This window comes from Streptomyces actuosus, from assembly GCF_016921115.1.
Taxonomy (GTDB): Bacteria; Actinomycetota; Actinomycetes; order Streptomycetales; family Streptomycetaceae; genus Streptomyces; species Streptomyces actuosus_A.
Map to the genome: position 1 here is coordinate 1 of NZ_JAFFZS010000062.1, position 19,062 is coordinate 19,062.

The following is a 19,062-nucleotide window of genomic DNA, read 5'->3' on the forward strand; positions in this document are numbered from 1 at the left end:
GCAGCAGCAGACCAACAGCGACCAACGCCAAGTCGACTGGCACTTCACCACCGACGACGCACGCGTGAAACTGCGCCACCTCTACCCAACATCACAGCAAAAATAAGCCGCAACAATCTACTAGTGCCGCTTCAGGCAACGTTCGCCCGTCAAGGAGCGGCGTCCGGTGCGTGCTCCCGGTGTACCGGCCGGAAGCCCTCGTACGGGATGTACTCGGGCTCTCGTCCGGTGCAGCGAGCGTGCGTGCCGGGCGTCGCGACGGGGCGAACGTTGCCTGGTGCGGCACTAGCCCTGTACTTCGCGGGTCACCGATTCAGGTCTGTGGCCAGCGGGTTTGCGTGACTTCAATGCCGAGGAGTTCGAGGAGGTGGAGTTGGACGCCGCGGTTGATCTGCACTATCGGCCGGTCGGCGATGGTGCCGATGCGCAGGGTCAGTTCGCCGAGGTGGTAGAGGATCATCCGGCCGGTGGGGCGAACCCGGCGGTTGTCCGGGTAGAGGCCGACCATGGTCTGCTCGGGGCCGAGCGCCCGTCTGACCTGGCGCTCGATCAGGCAGAACACCAGCAGTGCGAGGCAGATCACCTGGATCAGGGCGGCGACGCGGTGGTTGTGCTGCACGAACACCGGCGCGACGGCGAGCGGGCCCTTGAAGTCTGCGTATCGGCGCTCGACCGCGCCCTGGCCTTTGTACCGGACCAGGACCTGCGCGGGGTCGGCCTTGTCGGCGGGCATGCCGGCCAGCAGCGCGTACCAGCCGTCGACCGCGGCCTCGGCGTCCAGTACCTCCTGGTCGAAGTGCCACTGAAGGCTCGGGACGCCGGTCTCGTCCTCGGCGATGTGCCAGCGCAGGCAGGACACGACACGGCGGCGGGCGGCGATGACCCCGACCCGGGCGGCGATCTTCTCCCGGGTCCTGTAGTGCCGCCCGCCCGCCACACCGGCGAGCTTGTCCAGCTCCTCCTGCGCCTTGGCCAGCCGCTTGGCCCGGGCCGCCTGCTGCCCCTTGGCGTTGCCGGTGGAATGGACCAGAATCCGTCGCACCGTCAGCACCGGGTCGCGCTTGCGCGGCCCGGTCAGGGTGTGGACGTCCTCCAGCACCCGGTAGACCTCCCGCTCCCCGGGCGGCTTGCCCGCGTCCCGCTCGGGCACCCAGTCCACAACGCGGGCCTGTTCCAGGTCGAGGGCGGCGTAGACCTCGTCCTTGACCTGCGCGGCCGGGACCGGCGCGATGAACTCCACCTCGGCAGCCAGCAGGGCGGCAACGTTCGCGTAGGACACCAGTTTGGAGTCCGCGACCATCAGGAACTCCTGCTCGCCCGCCATCGCGGACAAATCCCGCATCGCTCCGACGACCTGGCCGACCTCGGCCGTCCCGCCGCCGAACACGCGGGCGTGGACGGGTATGCCGCCGTCGGCGGACACCGCGAGCCCGGCCTGGACCTGCTTCAGGTCCACCCGCCGGTCCTTGGGGTGCCCGTAGCCGATGACCGGGTACTGCTCGTCCTGGTCCTCGGCCGGGTAGGCGCCGTGGACGGACATGCTGGTCATGTCCCAGTGCAGCCTCGACACGTCGATGCCGAACTCGGTGATCGCCCGTGCGCCGACCGTGCCCGCGATCTTCTCCAGGTGCGGGGCGACCGCGTCCAGAGCCCGTGCCAGGCGGTCGTCGTTGAGCAGGGCCGGCTCGATACCGAAGACCTCCTCAACCGCCCAGGTCCGAGCCCAGTCGCCGACCCGCACCAGCGGCGCGGGCGAGGTCAGCCGGTTCGCCACCATCGCCTCAATCACCTGCCCGTGGGTCAGGTGCGCGCTCGCACCACCCGGGCACAGCCCATCGACGATCCCCGCCACATCCAGCCGGCGCAGAAACTCGGCAGCGACAGGCAGAGCGCCCAGACGCTTCTCCACCACGGACGTCACCGCCACATCCAGGCGCTGACGCTGAGACCGTGGCCGCGGGGACCGGGAAGTCATCGACACACCCCACCCAACGCCGCCACCCCGGCCCGGGACACCCCCGGGCCGGTCACACCATACGAATCAGCGACCCGCGAAGTACGGGACTAGCCGCCCACCTCGGGCCCGGTCAGCCGCACCCGGTACAGCCTCGCATCAAGGTCGCCCACCAGCCTGCGCGTCCCCAACAGCTCGGAAAACCCCACGCCACAGCGACGGTGACCGAGGTGATCGAGCAGTTCCCTCGGGAGTCGTCGCCTGGCTCAGGCTTGCCCGGCGGATTCAGTGGTGCGGTTGGCCAGGCCTCGTGGCGGAGCCTTGACACCCACGATGACATCGCTGACTTCGATGTACTTGCCTTTTGCTCCCATACGGAAGTCGGTTGCCGCTGCGTGGATCTCTTCCAGGGTGTCCGCCTCGACAATCGTGACCTGGTCATACCTTCCGTTGAGACCAGATGTCACGACGTGTGTCAGCTGTTTGGCCCACTTGGCGAGGTCCCGCGCGTGAGCGGCCGAGACTTCATGGATGCCCTCCCGACCCAGTTCGAAGTAGGACGGGTCGATGCGCAGGAACAGCATCCCGATGTACTTGTTGCGCTCCGCCAACTGGTGCACGGCGGACTCCTTTCGATGCCTGAAACGGGCGAGCAGGAGAACACGACAGATCATCTCTTCCCTGGCATCTCACGAGGAACTCCCTCTTCACTCCTGCGAGTGGTGCTAGCGATCAAGACTCAGGGTCCTTCTTGACTTCTCAGCCCCCCGAGTTGACCTGGCCCGCCCGATACCGGCCGCCGTCAGACCGCGGACAAAGGGGCGCGCCACGCGGTGCCGGGCATGTCACGCGCCCCGGGTGAAGGTGCGCCGGTACTCGCTCGGCGTGGTGCCGAGGATGTGCTGGAAGTGCAGGCGCAGATTCGCGCCGGTGCCGAGCCCGACGTCGGCGGCGATCTGCTCGACGCCGCGCTGCGAACGCTCGAGCAGTTCGCGGGCCAGGTCGATGCGGGCACGCATCACCCACTGCATCGGCGTGCAGCCGGTCTCCTCGGCGAAACGCCGGGAGAACGTGCGCGGCGAGACCTCGGCCTGCCTCGCCAGTGTGTCGAGGGTGAGGGGTTCGCCGAGCCGGTGCAGCGCCCACTCGCGGGTGGCGGCGAACCGCTCGCCGAGCGGTTCGGGAACGCTACGCGGCACGTACTGGGCCTGGCCGCCGCTGCGGTAGGGGGCGGCAACCAGACGCCGGGCCGCGTGGTTCGAAGCGGCCACTCCGAGGTCGCCGCGCAGGATGTGCAGGCACAGGTCGATGCCGGAGGCGGCACCGGCCGAGGTGAGCAGGCTGCCCTCGTCGACGAACAGCACGTTCTCGTCGACCTGGACGAGCGGATGCCTGGCCACGAGTGCCCGCGTGTAGTGCCAGTGCGTCGTGGCGCGCCGGCCGTCGAGCAGGCCCGTCGCGGCGAGCGCGAAGGCGCCCGTCGAGATGGCGGCGAGCCGGGCCCCCCGATCGTGGGCGGCGATCAGCGCCTCGACGACGGCCTGCGGCGGGTCGTCGCGGTCCGGGAACCGGTAGCCGGGCACGAAGACGAGGTCGGCCCACGCGAGCGCGTCCAGACCGTGGGCGACGGAGTACGCGAGGCCGTCGCCGCCGGTCACGAGACCGGGGGCCGCCCCGCACACCCGCACCTCGTACGGCATGCTCGCGCGGGTCGTGAAGACTTGCGCGGGAATGCCGACATCGAGCGGCTTCGCACCTTCGAGCACAAGGACGGCGACGCGACGCTTGCGGGATGCTGACACAGGAAGAGGCTACGCGGGGCACCTCGTCAGGACGAGCACAGCGCCGCCGCGGGACACGGGCCCTCACACTGTGGACTCGCACACGTCGTCGTCACCGGCCATGTCAGCCGGGCGCTGGTCCTGCCGCAGCGCGGCCACGACGATCACCGCGCTCCGTCCGGGCGGAAGGATCCGTGTGACTCGGCCAGGGAACAGACACCGGCTGAGGCGATCGGCCATCACGTCCCGGTCGTTGTTTCGACTATGTGACTGTCCGGGGCGAGGTGGCGTGGACGGAGCCGAGCAGGTTGAGGACCTGAGCGCTGAGACTTCCGGGTTCGGCCTGGTAGACGACGAGTTGCTGGCCTGGAGCATCGCGTACGTCGAAGGCCTGGTAGGTGAGGGTCAGGGCACCGATGTCGGGGTGCAGGAAGTGCTTGTCGTCCTGGGTCTTGCCACGCACGGCGTGGGTGGTCCACAGGCGGGTGAAGTCCATACTGTGCTCGGTGAGGGCGCGAACGAGTTCTCGCAGCCGCGGGTTGTCCGGGTCGAGCCCGGCCGCCTGGCGCAGGTGGCCGACGGTGGCCTGTGCCGTGAGGCTCCACCGGGTGTAGAACTGTCGGCCTGCCGGATCGAGGAAGGTCATGCGGGCCAGGTTGTCCGCCTGCTCGAACGGTGAGTGCAGAGCCTCGGCCAGGGCGTTCGCCGCCAGGATGTCCAAGGTCCGGTTGATGACGAACGCCGGGGCGCCCGGGTAGCCGTCCAGCAGTTGGCGAAGGGCGGGAGCAACCCGGTCCGTGGTGTGGGTGAACTGGTTGCTCGGCGCTGTCCTGGTCAGCCGGTGCAGATGGGCGTGGGCGTCGGGGTCCAGTCGCAGGGCTCGGCCGAGCGCGTCGAGCATCTGGGCCGAGGGGTGGCGTTCGCGTCCCTGTTCCAGGCGGGTGTAGTAATCCGCGTTCACCCCGGCCAGGACAGCGACCTCTTCACGGCGCAGGCCGGTGACTCTGCGCACGCCGTAGCTCGCCGTGCCGACGTCCTCCGGCCGCAGTGCCGCTCTGCGTGCGCGTAGGAACTCTCCCAGACGGTTGTCGGTCATGTCCCCAGGCTAGGCCGCAGAGGCGGTGCGTTGCCCGGGTGCGGTGCACCCAGGCAACACACGTCCTGGTCGGCGTCCTTCGACCCGACCAGACTCGGTCGGGCCGACAGATCCGCACTCACGGCCGAGGACAGTCCGTCACGACGGGCAACACGGAGGAGGGCAGTACCGACATGGTCGCCGTGTGGGTGACCGCAGACGGTCCCATCCGCCGGGAGTTGCAGACGGCCGCTACGACGAGGCGAGCGGCAACCGGATCAGCGCGTACACGGGCCGCTGCACCCTGACGGGCAGCCACCTCCATGACGTCGACGACTCCGGGTTCACCGCGACGGGCGACAGCCGTGACGGTGTGCCCCACCCCGAGCACCTGGTGCTCTGTCGAGAGGAAACACAGGTATGACACACGCAGCCAAGGCCGTGACGGTCACCGGAGCGAGCAGCGGTATCGGCGAGGCGACCGCCCGCCGGCTTGCCGCCGACGGCCACAGCTTGTTCCTCGGGGCACGACGCGTCGATCGTCTCGATGCGCTGGCCAAGGAGATCACAGCCGCGGGCGGCACTGCGGCGTTCCGTCGGCTGGATGTCACGGATGCCGACGATGTCCGGGCCTTCATGTCCGCCGCCTGCGAGCGCTACGGCCGAGTGGACGTGGTGGTCAACAACGCCGGAGTGATGCCGCTCTCGCCACTGGAAGCGCTTGAGACGGACGAGTGGAACCGGATGATCGACGTGAACGTACGGGGCGTCCTGCACGGTATCGCCGCCGCTCTGCCCGCGATGCGCACCCAGGGCGGCGGGCATTTCGTGAACATCGCCTCTGTCGGCGCATACGAGGTCTCTCCCACCGCGGCCGTCTACTGCGCGACCAAGTTCGCCGTACGCGCGATCTCCGACGGACTGCGTCAGGAGTCCACCGGGGACATCAGGGTCACTCTCATCTCCCCGGGCGTGACCGAGTCCGAACTCGCCGACGGCATCTCCGACCCTGCTGCCAGGGAGGCCATGAGGACCTACCGCGCCGTGGCTCTGCCGGCGTCCGCCATAGCGGAGGCCATCGCCTACGCCATCTCCCAGCCTTCGCAGGTCGACGTCAACGAAATCGTCGTCCGTCCCGCAGCAACCGCCCGGTGAAGCACGGTGGTGGACCGAACGGCGCATGGAATCCGCCGCGCCGGGCGGGGCCACGAGAACGCCGCTGCTCGGCTTCTCGCGCTCGGAGCCCCGCGGCCGCAGCCCGGCTGCGGCCCGGCCCCATGGCCGTAGTTGGCACCCGCAACATCCGGCACGGCGGTGTGCACCGCGTCCGCGGAGCGGCTGCCCGGCTCGAACCGCCCAGGATGCCGCCTGGTGGACCCGGCCGATGCGGACCTCGCCTTCCCGTTACTCCCGACGGCCGTGGCGGCGTCCCACACCTGGTGCGATCGCCACCCTCAGGCGTCCCTCGGAGGAGTTCGGGCGGGGTGCCCGCACACCCTCAGCCGACCCTTGGGTCGGGCCGGACGAGTGTGCCGGAACGGCCTTGGACGATCTCGTACGCCGCGTCCAGGGCACCGATGGCGGCCAGCCCGCCCGTGCGTTCGACGAACCGGGCGACGGCCTCGGTCTTGGGCCCCATGGAGCCGTCCGGGAACCCCCAGCGGCGCAGTCCGGCGGGCGTGGACCCGGAAACGGGCCGCTGGCCCGGGGTTCCGTAGTGCTCGTACACGCAGGGCACGTCGGTGAGGATGAGAAGGAAGTCGGCCTTGAGGTCCTCGGCGAGCAGGGCGGCGGTGAGGTCCTTGTCGATGACGGCCTCGACACCGTCGAGGGAGCCCGTCGCGGGGTCCGTCGTGAGCGGGACTCCTCCCCCGCCGGCACAGATCACCAGGGTGCCGCCGCCCACCAGCTCGTCGATGGTCACGGTCTCGATGACCCGTTCCGGCTCCGGGGAAGGTACGACGCGGCGCCAGCCCCCGGTGTCCCGGCCGATGCGCCAGCCGTGCCGGCGGGCGAGGCTCTCGGCCAGATCCTGGGAGTACACCTGGCCGACGAACTTCGTGGGCCTCACGAATGCGGGATCGTCGGCCCGTACGAGAGTATGGGTGACCAGGGCGACGATCCGCCGCTCGGGCAGGGCGTGTTGCAGGCTGCGGGCGAGCAGGGAGCCGATCATGCCCTGGGTCTGCGCGCCGAGCACGTCCAGCGGGTAGGGGGCGCTGAGTGCGGGATCGGACTCGCTCTCCATGGCGAGCAGGCCGATCTGCGGTCCGTTGCCGTGGGTGATGACGAGTTCGTGTTCCTCGGCGAGGGTGGCCAGGGCTGTGGTGACTCGGTCGATGTTGTTCTTCTGTACGACGGCGTCAGGGTGTTCGCCCCGGTGCAGCAGGGCGTTGCCGCCGAGGGCGACGACGATGCGCATCGCCTCAGTCCTCCAGGGTGGCGACGAGCACGGCCTTGATGGTGTGCAGCCGGTTCTCTGCCTGGTCGAAGACGATCGAGGCGGGCGAGGAGAAGACCTCGTCGGTGACTTCCAGGCCGTCGAGGCCGTAGGAGTCGAAAAGGTTCTGGCCGAGGTCGGTCCGGCGGTTGTGCAGGGACGGCAGGCAGTGCATGAACTTCACGTCCGGGTTGCCGGTGAGGGCGAGTGTCGTGTCGTTGACCTGGTAAGGGAGCAGCAGCTCTATGCGTCGGCGCCAGGTGTCGGCGGGCTCGCCCATGGAGACCCAGACGTCGGTGTGCAGGAAGTCGGCGCCGCGTACCGCGGTCTCGACGTCCTCCGTCAGCGTGATGCGCGCACCGCTGCGTTCGCCCAGGGTGCGGCAGGTGGCGACCAGGGCGGGATCGGGCCACAGTGCCTCGGGGGCGGCGATGCGAACGTCCATGCCGAGGAGGGCACCCATGGACAGCAGCGAGTTGCCCATGTTGTTGCGAGCGTCACCGAGATAGCAGTAGGCGATGTCCTGAAACCGTTTGGTGCTGTGTTCCCGCATGGTGAGCATGTCGCACAGACTCTGTGTGGGGTGTGCGGTGTCGGTCAGTCCGTTGAAGACGGGGATGCCGGCGTGGGCCGCGAGTTCGGTGACGATCGGCTGGGCGGAGCCCCGGTACTCGATGCCGTCGAACATGCGGCCGAGGACCCGGGCGGTGTCAGCGATGGACTCCTTGTGGCCGATGTGGGTGTCACCCGGTCCCAGGTAGGTGGTGGCGGCTCCCTGGTCGGCGGCGGCCACCTCGAAGGCGCAACGGGTTCGGGTGGAGGTCTTCTCGAAGATCAGGGCGAGGTGCTTGCCGGTGAGCCTGGGGTGCTCGGTGCCGGCGCGGCGGGCTGCTTTGAGGTCGGCGGCGAGGCCGAGGAGGTGGTGGATCTCAGCGGGGGTGAAGTCGAGTTCGCTCAGGTAGGAGCGGCCTCGCAGGTCGACGGTCATGATGGTGTCCTCGGTGGGTCAGGCGGCCGGGTCGCGTTCGATGGGGCAGCTCATGCAGCGGGGACCGCCCCGGCCGCGGCCGAGTTCGGCGCCGGCGATGGTGACGATCTCGATGCCCTGCTTGCGGAGGTAGGTGTTGGTGGTGACGTTGCGTTCGTAGCCGACGACGACGCCGGGGGCGACGGCGAGGAAGTTGCTGCCGTCGTCCCACTGCTCGCGCTCCGCGTTCCGGGCGTCCTGCGGTGCGGAGAGCATGCGGACCTTGTCCACGTCCAGGGCCTCGGCGAGCGCGGTCGCCAGGTCGGAGTTCGGGATCACGTCGAAGCCGGCGTCACGGTCCTGGCTGGGAAGCAGGGTCCAGGAGCGCAGGGAGTCGGCAAGGCCCGGATAGACGGCGAAGGCGTCACGGTCGACCATGGTGAGCACCGTGTCGAGGTGCATGTAGGCCCGGGCAGCGGGAAGCTGGACCGCGATCAGCCGACTCGCCGTGCCGTTCGCGAAGAGCCGGGCGGCCAGGCTCTCCACCGCCTGCGCGGTGGTGCGCTCGCCCATGCCGACCATGACCGCGCCGCTGCCGAGGACATGTACGTCACCGCCCTCCAGGGTGCCCGCCGCGGAATCGAGGAGGGGTTCGGGAGCAGCAGAGGCGAACATCGGGTGAAAGCGGTAGATGGCCTCCGCGTGCAGGCTCTCGCGGCGCCGGGCGGGTTTCGCCATCGGGTTCACGGAGAGTCGGTCGTACAGCCAGCAGGAGTTGTCGCGTGGGAAGAGGTGGTTGGGCAGCGGGGGGAGGGCGAAGTCGTCCGCGTCGAGCGCGTTCCACAGCAGGCTGTGCGGGCTGCGCAGCGGCAGGTCGCTCTTGAGCAGGCCGCCGATGAGGTGACCCGCGAGGGTCTCTCCGTCGAGTTCGGCGCACAGTGCGCGCACCGGGTCGATGAGGGCGGGGCCCACGAGGGCGGGAGTGGCGACGCGGTCGAGGAGCCAGTCACGGGCCGCCGGGACGTCAAGGGTCTGGGCCAGCAGGTCCGCGAAGTAGTGGACGCGGGCTCCGTGGTCGCGCAGCACCTGGGCGAACGCGTCGTGCTCCTCGCGGGCACGCTTCGCCCACAGGATGTCGTCGAAGAGCAGGGCGTCGACGTTGCGCGGGGTCAGGCGGGAGAGTTCGAGGCCGGGACGGTGCAGTACGACCTGGCGCAAAGGCCCGACTTCGGAGTCGACGTGGAACGTGTGCATGGGGGTCCTCTGAATGGGGGCGGTCAGTCGCGGTGGCGGAGGTCGTCGCGCTCACGGGTCCGGTCGGCGCGCTCGGTGCGCGAGCCGTGGCGGAACCGCCGGGCGGGCGGGGGCGTCTCGGGTGCCCGCCTCCGCTGGGCCGGGATCGCCGCGGCCTTCGGCTCCGGGGTCTGGCCGTCGACGGCCTCGCCCCGCTTGAGCCAGACGTAGACCGGCACACCCAGGAGCAGCACGAACAGGCCGTAGTAGACGGTCTGGTAGCCGCTGCCCTGGATCGACCAGTACGAGAAGACGAGGGCGAGCGCGGCAACGGTGACATCGCGGGTCAGCCGACCGGGGCCGGTCCTCTCCCCACCCCGCGCGAGCAGCCAGTACAGCTGGGCTGCGGCCGAGAAGAGGTAGGGGATCACAGCCGTCAGCACGCTCAGCAGGACAATCTTGGTGAAGACGTCCTGGAAGCTGGTGTAGCTGAACACGGTGATCAGCGAGGCCAGTACCGTCGAGGCGACGATACCGAAGGCAGGGACCTCGTTCCTTCCACGCAGTTGCGCGAAAGCTCGTGGGAAGAGTCCGTCGCGGGCGGCGGCGTAGGGCATCTCGGCACACAGCATGGTCCAGCCGTTGAGGGCGCCGATACCGGAGATGATTGCGGCGGCGGCGACGAGGTCACCGGCCCAGGTACCACCGAAGATGTTGTTGGCGGCATCGGTGAAGGGGGCCGTCGAACCACCCAGCTTGCCGTGCGCGACGGTGCCGAAGACCGCGAGCGTGCCCAGGATGTAGATCACTGCGCAGAGCAGCGTTCCGTAGACCGTGGCCCGGGGAACGTTGCGTCCGGGCTTCCGGACCCGACCGGCGACCACTGCGGCGGCCTCCAGGCCGAGGTAGCTGAACAGGGCGATGGCTCCCGCGGCCGAGATCGCGCCGATGGCCGACTGGTTGCTGGCGTTGAAGGGACCGAAGTTGTCCGCGTCGATGAACAGAAGCCCGACGGTGGCCATGAAGACCAGCGGCACGAACTTGAGTACGGTCGTGATCACCTGGAACGCACCCGTGTTGCGGACTCCGGTGAGATTGATCGCGGCGGGGACCCACAGACCGGCTACCGCGAGAAGCACCGAGATCCATTTCTGGTGCCCGGTGTTGACGAACACCTCGACATAGCCGACCCAAGCCACCGCGATGGCGGCGTTGCCGGCCCAGGCGGTGATCCAGTACGACCAGGCGTTGAGGAACCCGGCGAACTCGCCGAACGCCTCACGGGCGTAGACGTACGGGCCGCCACTGGCCGAGACGCGCTTCGACAGCGCCCCGAAGGTCAGCGCCAGCGCGAGCGCGCCGAGAGTCACGACGCCGAACGCGACGAGGGAGATGGGACCGTAGGGGGCGAGCGCGGAAGGCAACGCGAAGACTCCGGTGCCGATGATGCTGCCGATCACGAGCGCGGAAGCGGCGGGCAGACCGAGCGCCTTCGGCGCCGTCCCTCTCTCGACTGGTGTGGGGCTGGACACGGGGGGGGCTCCTCGCAGAGTTCGTCACGGGTGATTCGATCCGTGATCGATCTTTCTGCGCTGCGCCGGTCGAGGTCAGGAACCACACGGCCCGACCGTCGGCCCGATGGTCCCGCGTCGCGTCCCACCCGGCGAGCCCGGACGGCAGGACGGTCGGCGGTGCGGCAGAGTCCTGGGGCCCATGGCACCAGGCCCCTCGGCGCACCGCCGGGCTTCCTGCCCGGACACGGATCGCCGGCGCATCCGCCGTGATCGCATCGGCCTGGCTCGGCCCTCCCGCCTTCGACGTACCCGCCGGACAGGCGCTCACCCGGCGGTGTGAGGGACGGTCCCACTCCTCCAACTCGCCTTCCGCGGAGTACGGGACCGGTGGTCTCCCGCACACGACCGGCTCCCTGCCCAGCATCAGCGGCGATTCCCTGCACCGGGCGAGAGGCGGACTGACTCATGTACTCGAACGACGGCTTCCGTGAACTCGACCGGCATGAGTGCGTGCGCCTGCTGGCCACGGCATCCGTCGGCCGTGTCGTCTTCACATGCCAGGCTCTGCCCGCCGTGCTGCTGTCGAGTCACCGGGTGGATGGCGAAGGAGCGGTGCTGGTACGCACCTCGGAGCCGGCCCGCGCGGTGGACGGAGCGGTCGTCGCCCGGCCGATGCTCGGGGGCAGGCCGATGACTCCCGGTCCGACCGGGACCGCGGACACCTGTGGGACCCGTGGCGTCGGCCCGGGGACGTCGGGAGACCAGGGCAAGAGCAGGCACTGACAGTGCCGGCCGCCCGTGTGCTGGTCCGCTCGCCCGGCGGGGTCAGTCGCGGGTGACGTTCGCGGTGAGCAGGCGGAGCAGGTGTTTGGCCGTGGCGTCCTGCTCGGGGGTCAGGCCCATGGCCTCGCCTATGGCCAGGGGGACGGCGCGGGCCTTCTCGCGGAGATCCGCACCGTCCTGGGTGAGACGTATTGCGACGGAGCGCTCGTCGTCGGAGCGCCGCTCGCGGCGGATCAGGCCGCCGGCTTCCAGGCGCTTGAGCAGAGGGGAGAGGGTGCTGGACTCCAGTTGGAGCGCGGTGCCCAGCTCGCGGACGGAGACCGAGTCCCGGTCCCACAGGACCAGCATGACCAGGTATTGCGGGTAGGTCAGCCCGAGCTCCTCCAGCAGCGGCCGGTAGCGCGTGGTGACCGACCGGGAAGCGGCGTACAGGGCGAAGCACAGCTGGTCCTGGAGCAGGAGCGAGCCCTGTTCTGCCGCGTGGTGCGCGCCCTGATCCATGACCGGTCCCAACGTCGAGCAATCGGAAACTCCACCCTACCATTCCGGGCGCCCACGACTATATACAGCTCGATTAAGTTGCGCACGATTTAATCGAGCAGTACCGTCCATATGGTACGCGCTGGACGACCTGCCCCCACGACCCACGAGGAGCACTCCATGTCCGAGACCACCACCCGCCCGGTGCTGGAGTCGGCCGCCGCCGCCTTCGCCGAGGCCACCGCGAACCCGCCGTACCTCTTCGACCTCGGTCCGGCCGAAGGCCGCAAGACCGTCGACGAGGTGCAGTCCGGTGAGATCAGCAAGCCGGAGATCGCCGAGGAATGGGTGACCGTCCAGGGCGGCCCCACCGGATCGGTCCGGGCCCGCATCATCCGGCCGGCCGGCGCCGAGGGGACACTGCCGGTGATCGTCTACATCCATGGTGCCGGCTGGGTCTTCGGCAACGCCCACACGCACGACCGGCTGGTGCGCGAACTCGCCGTCGGCGCCCGGGCGGCCGTCGTCTTCCCCGAGTACGATCTGTCTCCCGAAGCCCGCTACCCGGTCGCAATCGAGCAGAACTACGCCGTCGCACAGTGGATCGTCCACGAGGGCGCGGCCAACGGCCTGGACCCAGACCGGATCGCGGTGGCCGGCGACTCCGTGGGCGGCAACATGTCAGCCGCACTCACCCTGATGGCCAAGGAACGCGGCGACGTACCGCTGGTACAGCAGGTGCTGTTCTACCCGGTCACCGACGCGTCCTTCGACACCCCCTCCTACCAGCAGTTCGCGGAGGGGTACTTCCTGCGCCGCGACGCCATGCAGTGGTTCTGGGACCAGTACACCACCGACGAGAACCAGCGAGCCGAGATCACCGCCTCACCGCTGCGCGCCACCACCGAACAGCTGCACGGCCTGCCCCCGGCCCTGGTCATCACCGGCGAGGCCGACGTGCTGCGCGACGAGGGCGAGGCCTACGCGAACAAGCTCCGCCAGGCCGGTGTCCCGGTCACCGCCGTGCGTTACCAGGGCATCATCCACGACTTCGTCATGCTCAACGCCCTGCGCGACACCCACGCCGCCGAAGCCGCCATCAACCAGGCCGTCGCCACCCTGCGCACGGCCCTCGGCAACGCGTAACCGAGCCACCCCGAGTCTGCGGCCAGGGCATCACCGCTGCCCTGGCCGCAGAACTTCCTGCCGCAGAAGCAGGACCCGCTTCACAACGCCCTGTCACGCCGCGGCGAAGGCGCGAGCACCCGACAACAGTCGGTCGCCCCCGGCGGCGCTCGGACGGCGCGGGGCCGCATGCCCCCGGTCAGCTCCGGCCGCTGGAAGCAGCAGCGGCCGAGCAATTCGATGTCGTGCCGTACGAGCGGGGAGCACACGGCCCACGCCCTCGCCCGGACGTCGAAGGCGTCGCACTCCGTCTCGCTGCCCGAGGAACGCCCCGCCCTCGCTGCCGGTCCGGCAGGGGCCCGCGGCGCCCTGCCGGAGGCTGTGCCCGCGTCCTCGGAACGACGGCAGCGCGTAGGGCGTCCTCGAGTTCATCGACTCAGCGCTGGACTCTCCCACCGTGGGAGAGTCCACCATGATGGCGTGCAAGACGAACTTCTCACCATCGGACGCTTCGCCCGCCTGTGCCGCCTCAGCGTGAAGCAGCTACGGCACTACGACGACATGGGACTGCTGGCTCCCGTCCGCGTGGACGCCACCTCTGGCTACCGCTATTACGCACCCGCACAGGCACGTGATGCCCTGGCCATCGCCCTGCTGCGCGAGATGGACCTTCCCCTGGCCGTGATCGCCCAGGCACTGGCTGCCAGGCCTGAGCGCAGGGCCGGAATCCTGCGCGCCGAGCGGGATCGGCTGGCCGAGCGGATCAGCAGGGACCAGGCCCGGCTGAAGATGCTGGAGCGACTGGCGGAGAGTGGTCTGCCCGGCTACGAGGTGACGCTGGCCAGAGAGCCGGAGCGGCGGCTGACGGTGGTGCGAGCGGTCTGTGCCCCCGCGGAGATCGGAACCAGGGTCGGGGAGTGCGCAGGTCGGCTGCTGCCCGTCCTCGGCCGGACGGGAATCGCATGGGAGCCGCCGCTGTGGGGGCTGTACCCGCTGGACCTGGAAGAGCGGGTGGAGATCGCCGTCGGAGCGCAGACCCCGCACGGGGAAGGCATGACCGGCCTGGAATTCGACGTGCTGCCCGGCGGACTCGTCGCCGAGACCATGCACATCGGGCCCTATGCACAACTGCCCTTAGCCTACAACGCTCTCTTCTTCGCCATCCACGAGCGCGGACTGCGCCCGCAAGCACCCGCACGCGAGGCGTATCTCGTCGGACCGGCAGAGGCACCGCAAGAAGAACTGACGACCCGCCTGATCATCCCCGTCCAGGAGAACACGGCATGACCATGGTGAGCGACATCGACGCCCGCGGCACGCGGCACTGCGAGACGACAGCCCTGGGGGTGCTGTTGCGGCACCAGGGGCTTGATCTCTCCGAGCCCATGCTGTTCGGCCTCGGCTCCGGCCTGTCCTTCATCTACTGGGACGGCAAGAACCTGGGCTTCCCCTTCCTCGGGGGACGGGTCAAGCCCTTCGACCTCACCAGAAACCTGGCCGCCAGGCTCGGGCTCGAACTCCTGACCCGGGAGACCACCTCCCCACGCAAGGCATGGGACAGTGTGGCGGCCTCCATCGACGCCGGCCGGCCCGTCGGACTCCAGCTCGACAGCTACTACCTGGACTACTTCGGCTCGAAGGTCCACTTCGGCGGCCATGTCGTCGCCATGTACGGCTACGACGACCACAACGCCTACCTGGTGGACACCGATCAGCAAGGCGGGGCCGTCTCCACCAGCCTGACGAGCCTCGCCCAGGCCAGGGCCGCGCGCGGCACGATGACCGCCAGGCACCGGTCTTTCACCCTCACCGCTCCGAGAATCCCGCCTCCCCCACACGGACAGATCGTCCCCGCCATCACCGCCTGCGCCGGCGCCTTCCTCGACCCGCCCATCGCCAACCTCGGGCACCGCGGCATCGAGAAGGCCGGCAAGCTGGTACGCACATGGCTCCAGCGCACCGACGACCCGCAGCGAGACCTGCCGCAGGCCGCCCTGCTGATGGAGAAGGCCGGCACCGGCGGCGCCCTGTTCCGCAACCTCTACCGCGACTTCCTCGCCGAATGCACCGCTCTGCTCGACAGCAGTCACCTGCGCACCGGCCACAGGCTGTACACCGAGGCAGCCACCCTATGGTCGGAGGTAGCAGCTCTGGTCGGAAGGGCTGGTGAATCGGGCGACGCGCAGTGCCTCGTCCGGGCCGGCTCGGTCCTCGGCGATCTCTCACGCATAGAGCGCGAGGCCATGCAAGCACTGAGCCACCTGGGGCATGAAGCAGTCCCTTGCTCAGCCGGACGCTCCCGGCTGTCCGGCAGTTCGACAGCCGGAGTGCGCCGTCGACGCGAAGGGACGTTGCCGCCAGGGCGGGAAGGTAGGACCCGTTGAGGTCGAGCTGGCGGATCTGCGCCCCGTCGAGCTCCAAGCAGTGTGGGAAGCGGCACGAGGTCAGACGGATCGGATGGCGTATCTCTGCGTGCTGGAGGTCGAGAACGCCGATGATCCTGGCTCCGTCGACACGCAGAGCGGGCGCCTCGCCGGATTCGGATGAACCACCCAGAAGGAGGGCCCGGATGACCTCAGCCCGAACAGTCCCTTCCGCGCCCCGAACAGTCGTGGGGTCCTCACGCGCGTCTCGGCGGACGTCGATCGCTACACCACGCGGGAACGCCTGCCAGATGCGACGTTCCAGAGGCGTCAGGTCTGTCATGTCCATCCGCAGGACCCTATCCGTTGAGGCACCGAGGTACAGGAGGAGACGGCAGGGCCGGCGGTGAGATCCAGTTGCCGCCGGCCTTCTGCTCGGGCACAGCCTGGTCCTGCTCCTGGCTCGGTCCGCGGGTGCTCGGCATGGCGTCCGACTGTGACGGCCCGCTGCCTGCAGTCGTGGCAAGTGGTGCGAGTAGGTCTGCGAACTCGGCCTGCCGGCGGGCGTCGTGGGGTTCGCGAGGCGGGTTGCCGACCGCCTCCAGCACCAGGCGAAGCTGGTTCTCCGGCCTCGGCGTGCCCGGCGGGCTTCAGGAGGCACCGCTCGCGGCGCCGACCGCTGTTCGCGCCGCCGCCACGAATGCGGCGATGGCCGGGTGCGTGCCGCCGCCCGCGCGGAAGGCCACCTTCGACCGGCGGAAGAGGGGCAGCCGGGTCAGGACCACGTCCTCGGGGGCGAGCACGGTGGCCATCTCCGGGACGAATCCGGCTCCCTGCCCGATCGCGGCCAGTGCCAGGACGGTACGGAAGTCGTTTACCTGATGGCGGATGCGCGGCTGGAAGCCGGCTGCCTGACAGGCGCGTACGGCTATCGCGTGACCGGTCGTGCCCTCCCGAGCCGTGATCCATGCGGACGTGGCCCATGGTCCGAGCAGCTCCGCCAGGGTGTCGTCGCCGCGGGCGGCAGGACCGGTCGGGAGAGCGCGGTCGGTGGCGCCGGCCGTGGCCAGGTACATCGGCTCCTCCAGCAGGGGCACCTGGTCGACGGTGGTGTCCGGTGACGCGGGCACGAAGTCGTAGTCGTGGACGAGGGCCACGTCGAGTTCGCCTGCACGCAAGCAGTCGGAGACCCGCGCCGAGTCGATCTCCTGCACCATCGGTTCCAGCGCCGGATGCCGCTGGGCCAGTGCGGCCAGCGTGGCGGGCACGATCGCGGGACCGCCAGAAGGAAACGTCCCGATCCTCAGCGGCCCGCCGATGCCCTCGCGCACCCCGGCCAGCTCGGAGACCGCCAGTTCGAGGCGTTCGAGAACGGCGTCGGCGTGGGCGACGAGGGTGCGGCCCGCGGGCGTGAGCACCACCCGTCTGCCGCTTCGTTCCAGCAGGGGCACGCCCGCCTCGCGCTCAAGCACGCCCAACTGCTGGGAGACGGCCGAGGCGGTGAAGGTCAGTGCCTCGGCCACGGCCGCGATGGTGCCGCGCCGGTCCAGTTCGCGCAGCAGATGGAGACGTCGGACATCGAGCATAAGGCGAGCTTACGCATAAGCGAAGAAACATGAACTGGATCTACTGGGTTTGTGTCGGTCAGGCTGGGCGCATGAAGCCTGAAGCGAACCTCACCGGCCTGTTCGTCCCTTTGGTGACCCCTTTCACCAACGACCTGCGCCTCGCCCCGGACGCGCTCGCCCGCCTGGCCGACGAGGCACTGTCGGTCGGCGGCGCTCACGGACTCGTCGCCCTGGGCACCACCGCGGAGGCGGCCACGCTCACCACCGAGGAGAGGAAGGCCGTGGTTCGCATCTGCTCGGCCGCTTGCCGGGCACACGGAGCTCCACTGATCGTCGGCGTCGGCACCAACGACACCGCCGCTGCCGTCATGACACTGCGGGAACTCGCTCAGAGTGGTGACGTCGCCGCGGCGCTGGTTCCCACGCCGCCCTACATCCGGCCCGGTGAGGCAGGAACGCTGGCGCACTTCACGGCACTCGCCGAGCACGGGGGCCTGCCACTGGTCGTCTACGACATCCCGTACCGCACCGGTCAGCGCCTCAGCACCGGCACGCTGAACGCGCTGAGGAACCTTCCGGAGGTCGTCGGGGTCAAGTACGCGACCGGTGCGATCGACGCAGCCGCGATGGAACTGCTCGACTCGTCGACCCAGGACTTCGCCGTGCTGGGCGGCGATGACGCCGTCATCTCGCCGCTGCTCGCGGCGGGCGCCCGCGGTGGCATCCTGGCGTCGGCCAATGTCCGCACCGCTGACTACGCCCAGCTGATCACACTCTGGCAGAGCGACTCCACCGGACCGGCCCGCAGGCTGGGAGCCGAGCTGGCCCGGCTGTCCGCCGCGCTCTTCGCCGAGCCGAACCCGACCGTGATCAAGGGCGTGCTGCACGCCCAGGGCCGCATCCCCAGCCCGGCCGTCCGCCTGCCGCTGCTGGCCGCCTCCCCCGATTCGGTCTGGCAGGCGGCGGACCTGGCCACCGCGCCGGCCCACCGATCCCTCCAGGAGACCGCGGCCTAATGGGAGCTACGGGGCCGAGGAAGGCTCGGTTCCGTAGCCGCCGGCAGGTGAGCACCACTGCGGCCGGAATCAGTCGAGTGCTGGTGTCAGACCGTGCTTCTTGCTGGTGGTCGGGAGGCCAGACCGCTGATGGGACGGCGCGCCTGCACCGCGGGGCGTGATCACTGGATCCATTGGGCCGCGCGCGTGCCTTCCGCAGGCCGGTGGCCGGGGACAGCTACGACAGGCAACGAACCCGCGAGGTCGGCTGCAACCCCGCCCTGCGGCACGTCGGCACCACGGCGGCGTCGCCTGCGAGATGGACCGCCTGAGCGCGATCGTCGAGCGCCACGGCCTGGCCTTGGCCGAGGACGACGCGCACGGCCCCGGTGGTCGTTGCCACGGCCGTGCCCTCGGCTCTCCGATTCCCTCAGGGCGCCGCCTTCCCCGCATCCGATGCTCTTGGTGGCGTGAAAGCTCTGCGCGGTGAGCGCCCCGAAAGGACCTCCCGGACGGGTTCGCCCCTGTCTCGGTCCTGGACGAGGGTGGATACGAGATCGTCCGCCGCGAGCACGACACCGCCGTCGAGAACGGCCGCGAGCGCATCACGGGCGACCTCAGCACATGGCCGGCCGCCCACGACTTATGAAACACGGCCTAGTGCCGCGGCAGGCAACGTTCGCCCGTCAAGGAGCGGCGTCCGGTGCGTGCTCCCGGTGTGCCGGCCGGAAGCCCTCGTACTGGATGTACTCGGGCTTTCGTCCGGTGCAGCGAGAGTGCGTGC

At 69.8% G+C, this 19,062-nt stretch carries 16 protein-coding genes and 2 pseudogenes; 8 read left to right on the top strand and 10 right to left on the bottom strand.

All coding sequences use genetic code 11. The annotated features are described in order from the left end of the window. Nucleotides 1-313: 313 nt before the first annotated feature. The 4 genes from JS756_RS37425 to JS756_RS34710 form a co-directional block, all read right to left on the bottom strand. Nucleotides 314-1,921: an IS1634 family transposase gene (locus JS756_RS37425; RefSeq protein WP_307791419.1), complete on the bottom strand. Its 1,608-nt coding sequence runs from the start codon at nucleotides 1,919-1,921 to the stop codon at nucleotides 314-316. A gap of 299 nt (nucleotides 1,922-2,220) precedes the next feature. Further along, nucleotides 2,221-2,574 carry a hypothetical protein gene (locus JS756_RS34700; RefSeq protein ID WP_205387256.1) on the bottom strand — a complete coding sequence of 118 codons (354 nt, stop codon included), beginning with the start codon at nucleotides 2,572-2,574 and terminating at the stop codon, nucleotides 2,221-2,223. 225 nt (nucleotides 2,575-2,799) lie between these two features. Beyond that, complete coding sequence (locus tag JS756_RS34705) at nucleotides 2,800-3,756, bottom strand: GlxA family transcriptional regulator (RefSeq protein ID WP_205387257.1); 957 nt, start codon at nucleotides 3,754-3,756, stop codon at nucleotides 2,800-2,802. Nucleotides 3,757-3,997: 241 nt separating this feature from the next. Continuing rightward, entirely contained in the window at nucleotides 3,998-4,831 is an 834-nt protein-coding gene (locus JS756_RS34710; RefSeq protein ID WP_205387258.1) for a helix-turn-helix transcriptional regulator, read from the bottom strand. A 173-nt stretch (nucleotides 4,832-5,004) separates the two neighbouring features. Between JS756_RS34710 and JS756_RS34715 the strand changes: the two are divergent. Continuing rightward, nucleotides 5,005-5,234 (top strand): annotated as a pseudogene (locus JS756_RS34715) (Atu4866 domain-containing protein). Continuing rightward, nucleotides 5,231-5,965 (top strand): SDR family oxidoreductase, encoded by a 735-nt coding sequence (locus tag JS756_RS34720; RefSeq protein ID WP_205387259.1) that lies wholly within the window; start codon nucleotides 5,231-5,233, stop codon nucleotides 5,963-5,965. The pseudogene JS756_RS34715 and the gene JS756_RS34720 overlap by 4 nt, the downstream one beginning before the upstream one ends. Before the next feature lie 343 nt (nucleotides 5,966-6,308). Here JS756_RS34720 and JS756_RS34725 read toward each other — a convergent pair whose 3' ends face one another. The 4 genes from JS756_RS34725 to JS756_RS34740 are packed head-to-tail and all read right to left on the bottom strand — an operon-like array spanning nucleotide 6,309 to nucleotide 10,910. Continuing rightward, nucleotides 6,309-7,232, bottom strand: coding sequence for a carbamate kinase (locus JS756_RS34725; protein ID WP_205387260.1), 924 nt, complete (start codon nucleotides 7,230-7,232; stop codon nucleotides 6,309-6,311). 4 nt (nucleotides 7,233-7,236) lie between these two features. Then, entirely contained in the window at nucleotides 7,237-8,238 is a 1,002-nt protein-coding gene (argF, locus tag JS756_RS34730) for an ornithine carbamoyltransferase (RefSeq protein ID WP_205387261.1), read from the bottom strand. A gap of 18 nt (nucleotides 8,239-8,256) precedes the next feature. Continuing rightward, nucleotides 8,257-9,471 (bottom strand): arginine deiminase, encoded by a 1,215-nt coding sequence (locus tag JS756_RS34735; RefSeq protein WP_205387262.1) that lies wholly within the window; start codon nucleotides 9,469-9,471, stop codon nucleotides 8,257-8,259. 23 nt (nucleotides 9,472-9,494) lie between these two features. Continuing rightward, nucleotides 9,495-10,910 carry an APC family permease gene (locus JS756_RS34740; RefSeq protein ID WP_307791420.1) on the bottom strand — a complete coding sequence of 472 codons (1,416 nt, stop codon included), beginning with the start codon at nucleotides 10,908-10,910 and terminating at the stop codon, nucleotides 9,495-9,497. A gap of 519 nt (nucleotides 10,911-11,429) precedes the next feature. Here JS756_RS34740 and JS756_RS37430 point away from each other — a divergent pair. Next, nucleotides 11,430-11,630, top strand: a pseudogene (locus tag JS756_RS37430) (pyridoxamine 5'-phosphate oxidase family protein); the annotation flags it as partial. A 159-nt stretch (nucleotides 11,631-11,789) separates the two neighbouring features. Here JS756_RS37430 and JS756_RS34750 read toward each other — a convergent pair. Continuing rightward, a complete protein-coding gene (locus tag JS756_RS34750; protein WP_205387264.1) occupies nucleotides 11,790-12,248 on the bottom strand; it encodes a MarR family winged helix-turn-helix transcriptional regulator in 459 nt (152 codons plus the stop codon). Between the two features lie 159 nt (nucleotides 12,249-12,407). Between JS756_RS34750 and JS756_RS34755 the strand changes: the two genes are divergently transcribed. From JS756_RS34755 to JS756_RS34765, 3 genes are all read left to right on the top strand, one after another. After that, complete coding sequence (locus tag JS756_RS34755) at nucleotides 12,408-13,373, top strand: alpha/beta hydrolase (protein WP_205387265.1); 966 nt, start codon at nucleotides 12,408-12,410, stop codon at nucleotides 13,371-13,373. A 459-nt stretch (nucleotides 13,374-13,832) separates the two neighbouring features. Beyond that, nucleotides 13,833-14,639, top strand: a complete 807-nt coding sequence (locus JS756_RS34760) for a MerR family transcriptional regulator (protein WP_205387266.1) — start codon at nucleotides 13,833-13,835, stop codon at nucleotides 14,637-14,639. Beyond that, nucleotides 14,636-15,736, top strand: coding sequence for a BtrH N-terminal domain-containing protein (locus tag JS756_RS34765; protein WP_205387267.1), 1,101 nt, complete (start codon nucleotides 14,636-14,638; stop codon nucleotides 15,734-15,736). The genes JS756_RS34760 and JS756_RS34765 overlap by 4 nt, the downstream gene beginning before the upstream one ends. Nucleotides 15,737-16,365: 629 nt before the next feature. Here the strand turns inward: JS756_RS34765 and JS756_RS34770 are convergent. After that, nucleotides 16,366-17,301 (bottom strand): LysR family transcriptional regulator, encoded by a 936-nt coding sequence (locus tag JS756_RS34770; protein WP_205387268.1) that lies wholly within the window; start codon nucleotides 17,299-17,301, stop codon nucleotides 16,366-16,368. 71 nt (nucleotides 17,302-17,372) lie between these two features. Between JS756_RS34770 and dapA the strand changes: the two genes are divergently transcribed. Both dapA and JS756_RS38170 read left to right on the top strand, forming a co-directional pair. After that, nucleotides 17,373-18,299, top strand: coding sequence for a 4-hydroxy-tetrahydrodipicolinate synthase (dapA, locus tag JS756_RS34775; protein ID WP_240204822.1), 927 nt, complete (start codon nucleotides 17,373-17,375; stop codon nucleotides 18,297-18,299). 157 nt (nucleotides 18,300-18,456) lie between these two features. Beyond that, entirely contained in the window at nucleotides 18,457-18,768 is a 312-nt protein-coding gene (locus tag JS756_RS38170; RefSeq protein ID WP_368861130.1) for a DegT/DnrJ/EryC1/StrS family aminotransferase, read from the top strand. Nucleotides 18,769-19,062: the final 294 nt, after the last annotated feature.

Coding starts and splice junctions, on each gene's coding strand:
- JS756_RS34725 (WP_205387260.1), bottom strand. CDS start 7,232: ATGCGCATCGTCGTCGCCCTCGGCGGCAACGCCCTGCTGCACCGGGGC.
- JS756_RS34770 (WP_205387268.1), bottom strand. CDS start 17,301: ATGCTCGATGTCCGACGTCTCCATCTGCTGCGCGAACTGGACCGGCGC.
- JS756_RS34710 (WP_205387258.1), bottom strand. CDS start 4,831: ATGACCGACAACCGTCTGGGAGAGTTCCTACGCGCACGCAGAGCGGCA.
- argF (WP_205387261.1), bottom strand. CDS start 8,238: ATGACCGTCGACCTGCGAGGCCGCTCCTACCTGAGCGAACTCGACTTC.
- JS756_RS34735 (WP_205387262.1), bottom strand. CDS start 9,471: ATGCACACGTTCCACGTCGACTCCGAAGTCGGGCCTTTGCGCCAGGTC.
- JS756_RS34720 (WP_205387259.1), top strand. CDS start 5,231: ATGACACACGCAGCCAAGGCCGTGACGGTCACCGGAGCGAGCAGCGGT.
- JS756_RS34750 (WP_205387264.1), bottom strand. CDS start 12,248: ATGGATCAGGGCGCGCACCACGCGGCAGAACAGGGCTCGCTCCTGCTC.
- JS756_RS34755 (WP_205387265.1), top strand. CDS start 12,408: ATGTCCGAGACCACCACCCGCCCGGTGCTGGAGTCGGCCGCCGCCGCC.
- JS756_RS34765 (WP_205387267.1), top strand. CDS start 14,636: ATGACCATGGTGAGCGACATCGACGCCCGCGGCACGCGGCACTGCGAG.
- dapA (WP_240204822.1), top strand. CDS start 17,373: ATGAAGCCTGAAGCGAACCTCACCGGCCTGTTCGTCCCTTTGGTGACC.